The organism is Clostridium taeniosporum, from assembly GCF_001735765.2.
GTDB classification, from domain to species: domain Bacteria; phylum Bacillota; class Clostridia; order Clostridiales; family Clostridiaceae; genus Clostridium; species Clostridium taeniosporum.
Genome location: NZ_CP017253.2, coordinates 574,753 through 589,036, shown reverse-complemented (window position 1 = coordinate 589,036; position 14,284 = coordinate 574,753). Strand labels below are relative to the sequence as shown.

The 14,284-nt window shown below is 31.7% G+C and carries 17 protein-coding genes; 1 reads left to right on the top strand and 16 read right to left on the bottom strand.

Going from position 1 to position 14,284, the window contains the following annotated elements; genetic code table 11:
• Positions 1-11 precede the first annotated feature (11 nt).
• The 16 genes from BGI42_RS02885 to BGI42_RS02810 form a co-directional block, all read right to left on the bottom strand.
• Positions 12-1,235 (bottom strand): site-specific DNA-methyltransferase, encoded by a 1,224-nt coding sequence (locus tag BGI42_RS02885; RefSeq protein ID WP_069678878.1) that lies wholly within the window; start codon positions 1,233-1,235, stop codon positions 12-14.
• Positions 1,225-1,665, bottom strand: coding sequence for an RNA polymerase subunit sigma-70 (locus BGI42_RS02880; protein WP_069678877.1), 441 nt, complete (start codon positions 1,663-1,665; stop codon positions 1,225-1,227). The genes BGI42_RS02885 and BGI42_RS02880 overlap by 11 nt, the downstream gene beginning before the upstream one ends.
• Positions 1,666-1,884: 219 nt before the next feature.
• Entirely contained in the window at positions 1,885-2,265 is a 381-nt protein-coding gene (locus tag BGI42_RS02875) for a type II toxin-antitoxin system death-on-curing family toxin (protein WP_069678876.1), read from the bottom strand.
• Positions 2,262-2,504 (bottom strand): type II toxin-antitoxin system Phd/YefM family antitoxin, encoded by a 243-nt coding sequence (locus BGI42_RS02870; RefSeq protein WP_035109252.1) that lies wholly within the window; start codon positions 2,502-2,504, stop codon positions 2,262-2,264. Before BGI42_RS02870 ends, BGI42_RS02875 begins: the two co-directional genes overlap by 4 nt.
• A gap of 59 nt (positions 2,505-2,563) precedes the next feature.
• Complete coding sequence (locus BGI42_RS02865; RefSeq protein ID WP_069678875.1) at positions 2,564-2,926, bottom strand: HNH endonuclease; 363 nt, start codon at positions 2,924-2,926, stop codon at positions 2,564-2,566.
• 210 nt (positions 2,927-3,136) lie between these two features.
• Positions 3,137-3,559 carry a DUF1492 domain-containing protein gene (locus tag BGI42_RS02860; RefSeq protein ID WP_069678874.1) on the bottom strand — a complete coding sequence of 141 codons (423 nt, stop codon included), beginning with the start codon at positions 3,557-3,559 and terminating at the stop codon, positions 3,137-3,139.
• A 1-nt stretch (position 3,560) separates the two neighbouring features.
• Positions 3,561-4,940 (bottom strand): SNF2-related protein, encoded by a 1,380-nt coding sequence (locus BGI42_RS02855; protein WP_069678873.1) that lies wholly within the window; start codon positions 4,938-4,940, stop codon positions 3,561-3,563.
• Positions 4,915-5,202, bottom strand: coding sequence for a VRR-NUC domain-containing protein (locus tag BGI42_RS02850; RefSeq protein ID WP_069678872.1), 288 nt, complete (start codon positions 5,200-5,202; stop codon positions 4,915-4,917). The genes BGI42_RS02855 and BGI42_RS02850 overlap by 26 nt, the downstream gene beginning before the upstream one ends.
• Before the next feature lie 296 nt (positions 5,203-5,498).
• The gene (locus BGI42_RS02845; protein WP_069678871.1) at positions 5,499-7,868 is read right to left on the bottom strand and encodes a virulence-associated E family protein; all 2,370 of its coding nucleotides are present in this window, start codon (positions 7,866-7,868) and stop codon (positions 5,499-5,501) included.
• Between the two features lie 68 nt (positions 7,869-7,936).
• Entirely contained in the window at positions 7,937-9,892 is a 1,956-nt protein-coding gene (locus BGI42_RS02840) for a DNA polymerase (protein WP_069678870.1), read from the bottom strand.
• Between the two features lie 69 nt (positions 9,893-9,961).
• The gene (locus tag BGI42_RS02835; protein WP_069678869.1) at positions 9,962-10,501 is read right to left on the bottom strand and encodes a DUF2815 family protein; all 540 of its coding nucleotides are present in this window, start codon (positions 10,499-10,501) and stop codon (positions 9,962-9,964) included.
• Between the two features lie 47 nt (positions 10,502-10,548).
• Positions 10,549-11,685 carry a DUF2800 domain-containing protein gene (locus BGI42_RS02830; RefSeq protein ID WP_069678868.1) on the bottom strand — a complete coding sequence of 379 codons (1,137 nt, stop codon included), beginning with the start codon at positions 11,683-11,685 and terminating at the stop codon, positions 10,549-10,551.
• Complete coding sequence (locus BGI42_RS02825; protein WP_069678867.1) at positions 11,682-12,026, bottom strand: hypothetical protein; 345 nt, start codon at positions 12,024-12,026, stop codon at positions 11,682-11,684. Before BGI42_RS02825 ends, BGI42_RS02830 begins: the two co-directional genes overlap by 4 nt.
• Before the next feature lie 28 nt (positions 12,027-12,054).
• Positions 12,055-12,306 (bottom strand): hypothetical protein, encoded by a 252-nt coding sequence (locus BGI42_RS02820; protein ID WP_069678866.1) that lies wholly within the window; start codon positions 12,304-12,306, stop codon positions 12,055-12,057.
• Positions 12,307-12,325: 19 nt separating this feature from the next.
• Positions 12,326-12,649 carry an HTH domain-containing protein gene (locus BGI42_RS02815; protein ID WP_069678865.1) on the bottom strand — a complete coding sequence of 108 codons (324 nt, stop codon included), beginning with the start codon at positions 12,647-12,649 and terminating at the stop codon, positions 12,326-12,328.
• A 256-nt stretch (positions 12,650-12,905) separates the two neighbouring features.
• Positions 12,906-13,106: a hypothetical protein gene (locus BGI42_RS02810; protein ID WP_069678864.1), complete on the bottom strand. Its 201-nt coding sequence runs from the start codon at positions 13,104-13,106 to the stop codon at positions 12,906-12,908.
• A gap of 412 nt (positions 13,107-13,518) precedes the next feature.
• Here BGI42_RS02810 and BGI42_RS02805 point away from each other — a divergent pair, with 412 nt between their 5' ends.
• Positions 13,519-14,250 (top strand): hypothetical protein, encoded by a 732-nt coding sequence (locus BGI42_RS02805; RefSeq protein WP_069678863.1) that lies wholly within the window; start codon positions 13,519-13,521, stop codon positions 14,248-14,250.
• Positions 14,251-14,284: the final 34 nt, after the last annotated feature.

Sequence of the window (14,284 nt, the reverse complement as noted above, 5' to 3'; positions counted from 1 at the left end):
TATCAAGGGTTTTATTCACTTTTTTCAATATCTTTATAAGAAATTTTTTCACCATTTCTTATAAGAAATACGGCTTCATCACTATCTACTTGTTCTATATATCTCTTAACAATAACATCAGCATATTTTTCATCAAGTTCTATAGTATAGCAAATTCTATCTGTTTGCTCACAAGCTATAAGAGTTGAACCACTTCCTCCAAAAGGATCTAGAACAATAGAATTTGTTAAACTTGAATTTGTAATTGGGTAAGCAACTAAAGCTATTGGCTTCATTGTTGGATGATATTTTGATTTTGTAGGCCTATCAAAATTCCAAGTGGTCCTTTGCTTTCTATCTCCGTAAAATTTATGTCCTGCAGTAGGTTTCCATCCTACAAGTATAGGCTCATGATTATATTGATAATCACAACGTCCTAGTACTGGTGAATTCTTTATCCATATACAAGTTTGATGACAAAAGAACCCTGCTTCTTTAAAAGCTATTCTAAAATTAACAGTTTCCCTATCAGCATGAAATACATAAATAGAACCACCATCTGCTAAACTTTCATACATACCTTTATAAGCATTAAGAAGAAATTCATAAAACTTTTTATCTTCCATGTTATCATTTTGAATTTTTCCTGCTGTTCCTTCATAGGAAACATTATACGGAGGGTCCGTTACAACTAAATTTGCTTTCTTTCCTTCCATAAGTTTTTCATATGTTTCAAGTTTTGTGCTATCACCACATATCAAACGATGTCTTCCAAGTAACCAAACATCACCATTTTTTGTGATTGGAACTTCTGGCGGTGCTTCATCAAAATCATCCTCTTTTACACCTTTAGGATGAAGTTCATTAAAAAGTTCATCAATTTCTGGTGGCTCAAAGCCTGTAAACTCTACATCATAATCAATTTCCTGTAGATCCTTTATTAAGTCAGCAAGTAATTCTTTGTTCCATTCACCAGTAATTTTATTAAGAGCAATATTTAATGCTTTTTCTTTAGTTTTATCAATATCTATTACAATGCAATCTATATCTTCATAACCTAATGTTTTTAAAACTGAAACCCTTTGATGTCCTCCTATAATTGTCATATCGAAATTTACAATAATAGGCTCAACATATCCAAATTCATTTATGCTACTTTTTATCTTCTCAAATTCTTTATCCCCTGGTTTTAACTTTTTTCTAGGATTATATGCAGCAGGAACTAAATCTGAAATTTTTAATTTTTTAAATTTCATTTTCCTCATCCCTCCAAAATCTATCTTTAATGTAGCAGTTGTGGCTACAGTATTTTCTATTTTTATTTCCATAAGCACTAAATTCTTTTCCACAGTAAGCACAGGTATATTTATAAAATGCTGTTTCTTTTCTATTTCTTTTATCTTGATTTTCATTCCACCATTTTCTTCTACAATCATCAGAGCAAAATCTTCTAATTCTGCCTTTACCGTTTTGCTTTATAGGTTTATCACAATAGGCACAAAGTAAATTTCTTTTCATCTTTTCTTCAAAATTTAGAGCAACAACACATGAATTTCCTTCTAGTCCATTACGCTTACAAAACCCTCTCACGCTATCTCTAGTTAAATTTAAAAAGTTAGCAATTTTTTTATATCCCATGCCTTTTAATCTTAGTTCTCTTATTTTTTCTTTTTCATCACTTGTCATATGAGTTGCTCCTTTCCTTTAACTTTTACGCAATAAAAAAAGTAACCACAACACTTGTAGCTACTTAATTTAAACTTTATATTACGCGATTTTTGCCTATCCCCCTTGTTTAATTCTGCGAAAATTCACACGAGAGGGGGCGGCGGTCCTTGGCATGTCCTCTTTAGAGGCTTGACCCCCCTACCCTCCTGTAAAAATTCTATTAAACAATTTCTTTAACTATTTATTACTGCAACTAATAATCCACTCTATAATATGATCATCTTCATACTTACCTGATGCTATACCTAATCCAATATCTACGATGTCTTCATCACTACATTCCAATTCAATTCCATTAATTTCTAAAAACACCATCATTGCCAGCATTCCTATTCTTTTGTTTCCATCTAAGAAAGGATGGTTCTTAATAATACTAAATCCTAATCTTGCTGCTTTAGCTTGTATAGATGGATATAATTCTTCACCTGCAAATGATTGAAATGGAGAATTTAAAGCTGAATCTAATAACCCTTCATCTCTTATTCCATCTAATCCGCCGGTCTTTTTAACAGCCATAGAATGTAGGTACATCATTTGTTCCTTACTTAGGTGCTTCATTTAGCCAACTCCTCAAATGCTTTTAGATGTTTATTTAAAATATTATTTGCAGCTTCTTCTACTGTAGCATCATCTGCAATAGTATCTTGCTGAAACTTACTATAGTCTATTAATACATATCTTGGTGCATTATTCTTTAATATAATAGCTGCACCGTTTTCATCTACCATTCTTGCAACTCTAGAAAAATTTTGATTAGCCTCTGATATAGATACTAAATTATTAATATTTACTTGCATAAAAAACACCTCCTCTATAGTTATATTATACACAATTTTAGGATAAATTAAACCTAAAATTATTTTTTATTATATTTAAATTCTTGATACCTATCTTCTGTCATTGTCTTTTTATCATGGCATCTCTTACAAAGAGGTTGCCAGTTGCTCTCATCCCAAAACAATTTATAATCTCCTCTATGAGGAATAATATGATCAACTACTGTAGCATTTGTTATCCTGCCTTGTTTTTTACACTCAACACATATAGGATTATTTTTTAGAAATATTTTTCTCATCTTATTCCATCTGCTATCGTAGCCTCGTCTTCCAGCACTTTCTCTTTTATTTCTATGTAAATTCATATGCTTTTCACAATATTTATTCTTTGTAAGTTCAGGACATCCTAGATGCCTACAAGGTTTTAATGGTTTCATTGGCACTTTATTTCACCATCCTTTATTTTTATGCATAGAAAAAACCCTCCAGAGTTTTACCTCCAAGGGCTTTGTTATCAAGAATGCTGCGTTTCCTAAGAATCGAATCGATATAGCATCGGCATATACTACAGCATATGGTGCTCTTAATTTTTCTATGCTTTTACACTTTATATTATATCACTTATACTGGGTGGCATTCAGTCTCATTTAGTCTCATTTAGTCGCAACTTTTAATCTATCTATTTCTTTTAATGCTTTTCCATGAATCCTAAATATTGAACTTCTATCATATCCCATAGAAGTTGCTATATCGTCCCAGCACTTGCCATTAATATATCTCATTTCTAAAAGCAACTGGTAATTCAAATCACTAAGTTTATTTATAGTTTCCATAATTTCTTTCTTAAGATCCACCAAGTTATCAATATCTTTATTAATCTCATACTCTAAATCTATAACCTTTACCATTACATTTTCCATTGGACTTTTACTATTAGGTCCGCCTGATACTCTTTCTTGTGTAATATCTGTATTTACTTTCATAGCTAAACTCTTTAAGGATTCTAGCTGCTCAAGTTTGCTATCTATTCTTTTATCAAGCCAAACAGCTTGTGATAAATATTCTTTTGCATTCATATTAGGCTCTCCCTTCCTGCTTTTTAATTCTTGCTTTAACTGCATTAATTAAAGCAGTTTGACTTGTATCTTTATTTTCTAAAGCTTGTATAACTTTTTCATCTACTGTATCTTTTGCTATGATATGGTGAATCACCACAGTATGCTTTTGCCCTTGTCTATATAATCTTGCATTAGCTTGCTGATAAAGTTCTAAGCTCCAAGTAAGACTAAACCAAATAATTGTACATCCTCCTTCTTGAAGATTAAGTCCATGTCCTGTAGATGCTGGATGACATAAAGCAATTTGTATTTTTCCATCATTCCACTTTGCAATATCTTCTGAAGTATTAATTTCTTCTACCTCAAAGCGTTCTTTAATTCTATCTTCATCATGTTTGAATCCGTAATACACTAGAACTGGTTTACCATTAGCTGCTTCTATTAAATCTTCTAGTGCATCTAATTTTTTATTATGAATAAGTTTAACATCACCAAACTCATCATAAACAGCACCACTTGCCATTTGCAGAAGTTTATTAGAAAGTACTGCTGCATTTTTTGCATCAACATCACTATCCTCAAAAGGTAATAATAAATCTCTTTCAAGCTTACGATATAGTTTCATATCTTTTTCTGATAGTTCCACCATAACTTTATTAAAAATACACTCTGGCATTTTTAAATAATCAAGAGCCTTCATGCTAATGCATATATCTGAAATTTTCTCATATATCTTTTCTTCTGCATCTTCATTAATAGTATAGTCAGTAGGTATGCCACCATTTATATATTTTTGTGGATGAAAATATCTGTTGCGGTAGCCAGTAAAAGTTCTTCCCAGTCTCTCTCCACCATCTAAAAGATAAATCTGACTCCAAATATTTAATAAACCATTTGGTGCAGGTGTTCCAGTAAGACCTACAATTCTTTTAATTTTATGTCTTACTTTCTTTAATGCTTTAAACCTTTTAGCTGATGGAGATTTAAAACTTGAAAGTTCATCAATAACTACCATATCAAAGGGCCAATCATTTTTATAAAAATCCACAAGCCATGGAACATTCTCTCTGTTGATGGTATAAATATCTGCCTTTTTATAAAGTGCCATTATCCTATTTTTCTTACTTCCTAATATCTTTGAAAGCTTTAAATATTTTAGATGCTCCCACTTTTCTATTTCATCTTGCCATGTAGTGTCAGCTACTCTAAGTGGTGCAATTACTAAAACTTTTGAAACATCAAACATATTATACATAAGTTCTACAATTGCAGTTAAAGTAATTACACTTTTGCCAAGACCACATTCTAAGAAAAGTCCTGCTGATTTATGTTTTAATATAAATTCTGTTGAAAAAGCTTGATATCCATGTGGCTTATAATCTACTTTTTTCAATTTCATCTATAACACCTTCTATCTCTTCTTTCCTATCTATGCAATAAACTAAAAATCCTAATGATTCTAATTGTGTTTTTCTTTTTATCTGAAGAGGTCTCATTTTCTTTCCAGGTGCTTTTAATTCTACAAATGCTATTTTACCTTTAGGTAGGAGCACCAAACGATCTGGCACTCCATTGACACTCGGAGAAATAAACTTTAATGCTAGTCCACCTCTTGTTTTCACTTTTCTAATTAAGATCTGCTCTATATCTTTTTCTCTCATAACTTTTTTACCTCCCATGCTTTTTTCTATAGCTGAGATTATGATTTTTACCTTCCATCTTTAGTTCTTAAAGGCTGTTTCTTAGGGTTTTAAACTCTTACGCGTGCGTATATATACGTGCGTACCCTATATACTCTATATATAATATAAATACATACTCTATAATAGAGATAAGAACATAAGAACTAATATAGTATAAACCCTTGTTTTATCTGTCTTCGGTACAAGTTTTTAAAATGTACCTGTTTTAATCTTAAGTATCTTAGAAACAATTATTTAGTTCTTGTAACTCTGCTTTAGTTTTCATCTCTTATATATGTTAACTGTGGACCATAAATAGGAATTCTCATTTTACCAAATTTATTACCCCTATAACGCTTCCATCCTCCTATTTTTACTAAAATACCTTGTATTTCAAAAGAATCACTTCTTTTTATATCTTCTTTCTTTTTACCAAAACATTCACACCAAATCTCTTGAATGCATACCCTCTCTCTTTTTACAGTACCTACTAAAGTTTCAGTTCCAAATTCACTGTCACCTACTAAAAAATTACGTCTTTGAAATAAGTCCATCTCATCCCAATTATCTGGTAAAAGTGTATTTAAATAATCTCTAACAAGACCTTCACGATCATCTTCTTCCATAGCCTCTTGCTGATGCTGATAAGCCATTACTGCTGATTCTCCTTTTAAGGTTAGTTCTTCACCTGCTTTATACTTTACAATTGCTTCTGCCCAAATTTGATCAACCTCATTTTGTGTAATATCTTCCCAAACACTCTTTTTCCCTAATTTAACTTGAACAGGCCAAAATCTTCTGTTACCTGTAACATCTCTTAAAAAGCCTTTTTCTGCATTAGTAGTTCCAACTATAATGCACTGTCTTGGATGGTTTTCAACAGTTACTCCATAGCTTTGTCTAAACTTATCATCTGTTCTAGTTATAAAGGATTTAACTGTTTCAACATCCATTTTTCTAAGACCTGCAAGCTCTCCAAGTTCTAAAATCCAGTATCCTTGAAGTTTTTCTGCGGCAGCTTTATCTCTCATATCTGATATAGTTAAACTGTCTGAAAACCATTTTCCTGCAAGCTTAGAAAAGAAAGTAGATTTTCCAATACCTTGATCGCCATTTAAAATTAAGACATAATCAAATTTTGTACCTGGTTCATATATTCTAGCTACTGCTGCAACTAAAGTTTTTCTCATAACTTCTTTTGTATAAGGGTTATCTTCAGCATCAAAATAATCAATAAGAAGTGTATCTAATCTTTCCTTTTCATCCCAATTAGGTAGTGAATTAAAATAATCTTTAATTGGATGAAATGCTCTTTCTGATGCTCCTGCAAGTAGTGCATCTTTAAACTTTCCAGGAGACCAAATACCATACTTCTTATCTAAATACACTTTAGCATAAGAAAGGTCTGAATCATTCCATCCCTTTTTTACTTGTTTCCATGGAAGTTCTCCATTAACATCTATGGTATGAGATAACTCATTATAAGCTATAGATTCAAACATACTGTCATGACGAAATATTTCTGTTATGTTAATAAGAGTATCTTTAACAGTTCCATTTTTATTAAGTTCTAAATTAAGCTCCCACTCATTATCACTTTTAAATTCTTCCAAAGCCTCTTCTTCACGTTCTTTTGAAAGTTGCCTTTTCACCTTTTCATCTTCTCTGCAAAATTCCACCATTGCTTTATAAGATGGTAATTGTTTTTTTTCATCTGCATCTTCATCCATATCTCCATAAAGGTGAATTCTTACAAGGTCAAATGCATTTAAAAGTTTGTTGCAGGCTGGATCTGTAGCATGATGTGAATATGCATATTTATTATCATAAATAATAACTCCAGCTGCAGAATCAGCAGGAATATAATCATACCTATCTGGAATAATACTAGGTGCGTAAATATCTGATAAAAAAGTTTCTATAGCTTCTATAATGGTATAACTTCTACAAAATGCTCCTACCATACCTTGTTTCTTTAAAGGATCTTCCTGCTTTTTCATAGTCTTTTCAATAATAGCTGTTTGCCTTGAAGATACAGGCCATGAAGATGTATCCTTCCAATCTTTATATAAAGAAAGAATACTATCAGGATTTAAAAATTCTCCATCAATAACTTTAAAAAAGTACTCTCCATCACATGAGGTACTAGGAAAGTACATTAACCTATTTGGTTCATAAGTAGTATCATCAAATAATTCAATACCAATTTGCTTTGCTACCATTCGTGATATAGCTTGATACTCATCTGCATTTACAGTTTTTGATAAAGGAATAATAATTCTAAGTCTTGGCTTATCTTTGGTATGCTTATGAGTAGAATAAATACAACAAGCATAATCATATAACATTTCAATATCTGAAGTTATTACTTCTGCATCATCTGCATAATCCATATCTAAAGTTAACATGGAACGTGATAAAACATTTTCCTTCTTACGTCTACCATCTTTAAGTTCTCCTGCTACAAAACCACCTACATCTTTTACATTATCCTGCTGAAATTTTTTCATTTTTCTATACTCTGCTTGGGTTTCACTTGTAACAGTTGTATGAGAAAGTTTTTCTGTAAAATCCTCCCAAGTTACTGATTCTTTTTTCCACAATTTATCTTTACGGCTATTGCCAGTTGAAATAACAAAATTCATGGTATTGTTACCTCCTCTTTCTTCCTATATTTTATCTATGATGTACTTTCCTTTTTTTAAGTACATACTTAATCTTTCATATAAAAATTGCATTCATAGCCATCTGCTTTTAAGGGTAATCCCTTTACCCATTTAGGTGATTCTGCCATAATTGCACACATTTCTTCTACAGAACCTTTTCCTATAGGTACTTCACATATGGCTTCATCATGTACGTGCGCAACTATTTTATACCCTGTTTTATCTAATCTAAGCATGGCTTCTGCTAATAAATCTCTTGAAGTTGCTTGCACAATATTTTCTACAATTTTAGGTCCATAAGTTTCTATTTTCTCCCACTTTTTTGTTGCTCCAATGCCTTCATAAGTAAGTCCTTCTCTACCAAATTTGTTTAATCTAATCCTTGGTTTTACATAAACAAGATTTCTTCCAGATGGCAAAGTAACAAATAACATTCCACTTTTATAAGTAAAAATAATTCCATGGGTAGATGCTATTCCTCTTTCCTTTACTGCTTTAATAGCCATCCTATCAACATCCCACCAAAACTTCCCAATATGAGGATTTGCAGTTCTCCAATTATCAATAAGTCCTTTAAGTTCAGATTCTTCAACTCCCATCTCTAAAGCTCCCATAGATTTTAAAGCACCAACACCTCCGCCATATCCACAAGCCAATTCTGATATTTTCCCTTTCTGCCTTAATGGACTTCCTTTAGTAATGCTTTCAATAGGTACATGAAACATCATAGATGCAGCTGCTTCATATATTTTTCCATGGGATGCAAAGACATCAAGTCTCCATTTTTCACCAGCAAGCCATGAAATTACTCTTGCTTCTATTGCTGAAAAATCCGCTACTATAAAACGATGCTTTTTTTTAGGGATAAAATTAGTTCTTATAAGTTCAGATAAAACATTAGGTGTATTTCCAAATAAAAGTTCTACATCATCAAATCTACCTTCTTTTATTAAATCTCTTGAAAGAGTTAAATCTTTAAGATGATTTTGAGGTAGGTTTTGGAACTGCACTAAACGCCCACTCCACCTACCAGTTCTATTTGCACCATAAAACTGAAATAATCCATGAACCCTACCATCGGAGCAAACTGCTCTCTCAATAGCTTCATATTTTTTCACACTAGTTTTAGCCATTAAAAGTCTTAACTTTAAAGCTTCAGCAACTTCTCCTTCTGTTTCTTCCACTAAATCTGTTACTGCTTTCTTTGAAAGGCTCTCTACTTCAACTCCCCTATCTTTTAACCATCCTTTCAGCTGTGCTACAGAGTTTGGATTTTCAAGTCCTGTTAACTCATATGCTTTTTCTGTAGCAGCAACTGTAAACTGCCTATCACAAGAAATAGCTTCTTCTACTAATTTTCTATCTACTAATAATCCTAAATCGTTTATTTTCTGATCTAGTACATAAAATTCTTGATCTTTTTCTGGTATAGGATACTTCTTTAACTTCTCACGAATGGCAAGTTCCACTTGGACATCCCTAACATTATATTTTTTAAATAACTCCCATTTTTCTGGAGCATCCTTTGGCGTGTTCCTTGTTCTTCCTCCATTAGCTGCAGTAGCTCTACAAGGTGTACAAAAATATTTAATTAATGCTTTACCTTCATCCATTTTCTGCTCATCAAGTTTTAACACTTTGCCTACTCCTGCTAAACTAAGTGGTAATCCTAGCATTGAAGCCTGTACCTCTGTACAACTCCATGAAGATGGATGAAGGTATATATTTTTATTTAATAATCTTGAAAGGTATCTCATTAAACAAACCCTTTCAAACTGAGCATTAAAAGCTGTTTTTATAACATTATCATCAATTATTGCATCTATAATAAACTGTGGTAATATCTCTCCACTAGCCATATCTATTACTTCTACTGGGCCACCATCTATACTGTATCCAAATAACAAAATATCAAAATTTGGACTATCCGCATAACGATATACACCACATTTACCAATATCAACATCAGAAAAAGTTTCTATATCTATAGACAATATTTTCAATTTTTCACTACCTCCTTATGCAAGGCAAAGAGCCAATAAGGCTCTACCTGCATAAAAGTTATTTTATTTTTATGACATAAAATCGTCATCATCATCTTCTTCAATTTCAAAGTCATCCTCAGCTCTACTATGACCACCTAAAGATTCCCCATCTCTAAGCTTTTGAACATTACCAAGACCTGCTGCAATTCCACGATTTCCATTTACATTGAAAGCATAAAAGTTAACACTTACCTTTCCATAACATCCACTATAAACTTCACTTCTATCAAGAATTGGTTGTATTTTTTTATCTACAATCTGAGGTGCATCTTTTGAATTTGTATTTATAAAATAGCTGTTTTCATATGCTGGATCATCTGGTCTGTCAATATCTCCATCTCTTAGTGGAATTTTTAAGTTTTTAGGAATCTTTCCTCCAAACTTACCTATACCTTCTTTTTTAGCATCTTCAACAGCCTTTTGAATCATAGTTAAAGTTTTCTTATCACCTTTAGGTATAATTATAGAAACACTATACTTAGGTTCACTTCCATTAATACTTTTTGGCTCAAATAAATTTGTATAACTTAATCTCCCTGGTATTACTACTTTTGAATTTTTACTCATAACAAAATCCTCCTAATATTTTAAATTTAGCTATTTTAAGCTGTATATTATTCTTCAACTTGAAACTCTGCAGCTACCACATCTACTGCATTTCTTTTATCTGTATCTAAAACTAATGTTAATTTACCCTTTGGCTTTTCTACAAAAGAACCTAAGATATCCTTAAACTTTTTCTTTCCCATTAACTTTTCCATCTCAGTTATGGAAATTAAGTTCTTCTTATAAATATCACTATATCCAGCACCCTTTGCAGCTTCAGCTACAGATTGTTCATCTGTATATTTTCTTCTAGTCCTTCCTTCTACAAGTTTAAATCCATCCCAAGTTTTGCCTTCATTAATAGCAAGTGCTGTAGCATAGGTATAAATATCACTTGCCCACTTAGAAAGTTCTTCTGCAACTCCCATAATTTCAGCTATTTCATCATCTGAAAGTAATGCTGGGTCAGAAAATTCATATTTTAAAAGTTCTAAATTTTTAACTGCTCTAGCTCTACACTGATTTTTAGCTTTGCAAAACCTACAATGTTCTCCTGGACAAAATTTCCCTTCGCCTTTTAATGCTAATTCTGCTTTTGGTTTTAGTTCCTCTTCTGCCCACTTGAGAAGTTCTTCTACGGTTATTTCATAAGTAGAAAAGTTATCTACTCTTGGCTGAACTATAGTCATAGTAACTTTTTCGATGTCATAAAGCATATCAAATAAGGATAAAGCACCTAATGCATAAAGCATCATCTGTGGATTTTTTTCTGCAGATACTATAACTCCTCTACCATATTTAAAATCTATAACATGAAGTGTACCTGTTCCAACTATCACAAGGTCTCCAGTTCCAAAGCTACCTTCAACATAGTCACTAAAATCTAACTTTTGCTCAATTAAAATCTGGAGGTCTCTGCAATTTTCCTTAGCCTTTTCTATAATTCCTAAGTTGTACTCTACATAAATATCTGTATACTCATCCATTTCATCTGAATCATACTTACTAACTGGTTTTCTTGACCTCATTTTTAAAGCTTTCTTTAACTTATGTTCAGCGAGATCATGTGCCGCAGTTCCTTCTTCTGCATAAGTGCTTGTCTCATTTGGAAACTGCTGTTCTAAAAGCATTGAAGGTGTGCAAGCTAAAATTCTATGAGCTGCTGATGGTGAAAATTTAGAATGCTCATTATAAGAACCACTCACTTTATTTCACCTACTTCCTTAAGTACCTCTGAATAACACTTTGAATCAAGTGCAGTTAACTTATTTGCTCCATGTTTTACTATAATTGCTTTAACTTCTTCTCTATGTCCTTCACGATTTTTCTCAGCCATAGCTGCTCTTACTTCTTCTAATGTTGGTTGTTTTTGCTCTTGTGAATCTTCTTTATTTGCTTTAGCCTTAGACTCTTTTACTGCATTTTCTTTTTGTACTACTTCTTCTGAATTTACTGACTCATTTAATACTTTTATTAAAGTTTCTAAACTACCAGTAATACCCTTTAGATTGTCTATAATGTCTTGAATTATTTTAATTTTGTTCATGCCTTACTTCTCCTTTCTCTTTTAAAATCTAAAGCTTCTTTGCCTCTTTAAAAATTGCCTCATAATCTTCTATCTGAACTTCAGCTAATTTTTCTGCGCCATACTTTTTTAGCAGTGCTTTTATTTCCGATATCTGCCCCTTGTTTATTTTTTCATTTAGTATAATGCTAATATCTTGAATGTTTATATTTTCCAGATTTGTTTTTCTCTTAGCTATAGCACGATATCCTGCAGCTAGTTTTTCTAATTCTTCTGCTAGTGCTAAATGTAGTTCACTCACCAATATCCCTCCTTCCCTTTTAATTACTTAGAGCAAAATCCTTTAAAATACTGTTCATTACGGTAAGGTCGCTACCTGTAAGGCTTGTACTAAGGCGTTTCAGCAATTCCTCCTGTTCAGGTTTTAGATATTTGTGATTCATATAGAATCCATCCATTACCTTAACACCACCAGCATAACGACCACGTATGGTCTCCAGAGGATAAGAAAGCGACAGAACATCAATATCATTTCTAATAGTTCTGATACTGACACCAAACTCAGTAGCCAAATTTTGCATTGTATCCTGCCTTCTGTGGCATAGAACTTCCATTATTTCTATGCGTCTTTCGTTTGGCCCCATCGCTTTCTCACCTCCTTTCCCTTGCTCTGTGACTTAATATTAAAAGTTAAATAGGCAAATTCATTTCCTATTTAAAAATTTTTCTTGCAAAATATTTAAATTTTCTAAATCATATGGCTCATATTAACTCCGTTGCTGAAAACTCTCATATTTACTTCTTTTAAAAAAATAAAAAAATCGCCGGATAACTACTTTAAATAAAAGTAGCTATCCGGCGATTTGGTGACTCACTATTGGTCCCTTTGCTCGGTATAAACTATATTGCAGTTGCAAATATTTCATTATGTTCAAGACTTATATGAATTGTCCTTTTACATATTGGACATTTTATTTCTAATTCAGCTTTTTCTGCGAATACCATATCCATTAATCTTCCATTATTACAACATGGACAGTGAACCTTCTTTGGTTTAACATTTCTTTCTCTTTTAAATTGTAATAAATTTTTTCCTTCCATAAATTTAACCCCCTTAGTTTAATTATTTTACTTCATTAGCATAATTACATTTAACATTAAACATTACAAGTTGTTTATTTATACTATTAATTTAATTGTGATTTTTCTATTGTTTACACTAAACGGTTATTGTAAAAAAAATGACGAATCTATCCCTATTAATTTTTATGTTTTACACATCTACCCAACACCGCCCTATATAATCTTATAACGTTCATACTTAACAACTATTAAAATATATTTTAATTTATTTTTCCTTAGTTGTATAAAATTTCTTATATATGTTAAAACTAATATATCACAAAATTATGTTAATTACAATACTTTTTTAAAGTTCATTTAATATTTTCATTGACTATAAACAACAAAAACTGTATAATATAAGTATACTAGTGATTGTGAGGTGATAATGATGGATAGTAACAAAACTTTTAATAAAACAGAATTTGCACAACTTCTTGAAAAAGCAAAAGGAAATAGATCTATAAACCAATATGCTAATGAGACAGGAGTAAGTGCTGCTCATATATCAAGATTTTTAAGGGAATTAATTGAAGCACCTCCTACACCAGAAACTATTTCTAAATTAGTTTTAAAAGCCAATAATGGAGTTACATATAAAGATATGATGATTGCTGCTGGTTATTTACTAGAACAAGCTAATAATGATAGTGAACTTAATATTTACCATATAAGACAGGCTTCATTAGTCACCGATTCCCCTATAAATTTAAGAAATGAGATGAAGCTTTTAGAAAAAAAATTCATGCAAATCATTTTAGGAGATTTATACAAAAAATCCTGCATGTGGAGTCCCGCACAATTTGATAGTAAAATTATTTCTCCAGACATGCTCTTAAATATAGATCAAGATGGATATAAGAGATGGTTTATAGACTTTAGACCTACTCCTGATGGTAGAAATTTCATATCCCAAATGAATATATTTAATATTTTGGGTAGAATTTCAACAATCGAACTGTATCCAACAGATAAATATACTATTGCTGTTAATAATGAAAAAGCTTATCATTATTTCTTCAGAAGACCACCTATATCCTTAAGGGTAAATCTTTACGTGATGCTTATTGATATAGATAAAGGTGAAGTTATAAGAGAAGAACTGTTGTGTAAGTATAAATAAAAAAAGGTCATTACCATCAGACATTCCTGCTGGC

Coding starts and splice junctions, on each gene's coding strand:
- BGI42_RS02885 (WP_069678878.1), bottom strand. CDS start 1,235: ATGAAATTTAAAAAATTAAAAATTTCAGATTTAGTTCCTGCTGCATAT.
- BGI42_RS02880 (WP_069678877.1), bottom strand. CDS start 1,665: ATGACAAGTGATGAAAAAGAAAAAATAAGAGAACTAAGATTAAAAGGC.
- BGI42_RS02875 (WP_069678876.1), bottom strand. CDS start 2,265: ATGAAGCACCTAAGTAAGGAACAAATGATGTACCTACATTCTATGGCT.
- BGI42_RS02870 (WP_035109252.1), bottom strand. CDS start 2,504: ATGCAAGTAAATATTAATAATTTAGTATCTATATCAGAGGCTAATCAA.
- BGI42_RS02860 (WP_069678874.1), bottom strand. CDS start 3,559: ATGAATGCAAAAGAATATTTATCACAAGCTGTTTGGCTTGATAAAAGA.
- BGI42_RS02855 (WP_069678873.1), bottom strand. CDS start 4,940: ATGAAATTGAAAAAAGTAGATTATAAGCCACATGGATATCAAGCTTTT.
- BGI42_RS02850 (WP_069678872.1), bottom strand. CDS start 5,202: ATGAGAGAAAAAGATATAGAGCAGATCTTAATTAGAAAAGTGAAAACA.
- BGI42_RS02845 (WP_069678871.1), bottom strand. CDS start 7,868: ATGAATTTTGTTATTTCAACTGGCAATAGCCGTAAAGATAAATTGTGG.
- BGI42_RS02835 (WP_069678869.1), bottom strand. CDS start 10,501: ATGAGTAAAAATTCAAAAGTAGTAATACCAGGGAGATTAAGTTATACA.
- BGI42_RS02825 (WP_069678867.1), bottom strand. CDS start 12,026: ATGAACAAAATTAAAATAATTCAAGACATTATAGACAATCTAAAGGGT.
- BGI42_RS02815 (WP_069678865.1), bottom strand. CDS start 12,649: ATGGGGCCAAACGAAAGACGCATAGAAATAATGGAAGTTCTATGCCAC.
- BGI42_RS02810 (WP_069678864.1), bottom strand. CDS start 13,106: ATGGAAGGAAAAAATTTATTACAATTTAAAAGAGAAAGAAATGTTAAA.
- BGI42_RS02805 (WP_069678863.1), top strand. CDS start 13,519: ATGGATAGTAACAAAACTTTTAATAAAACAGAATTTGCACAACTTCTT.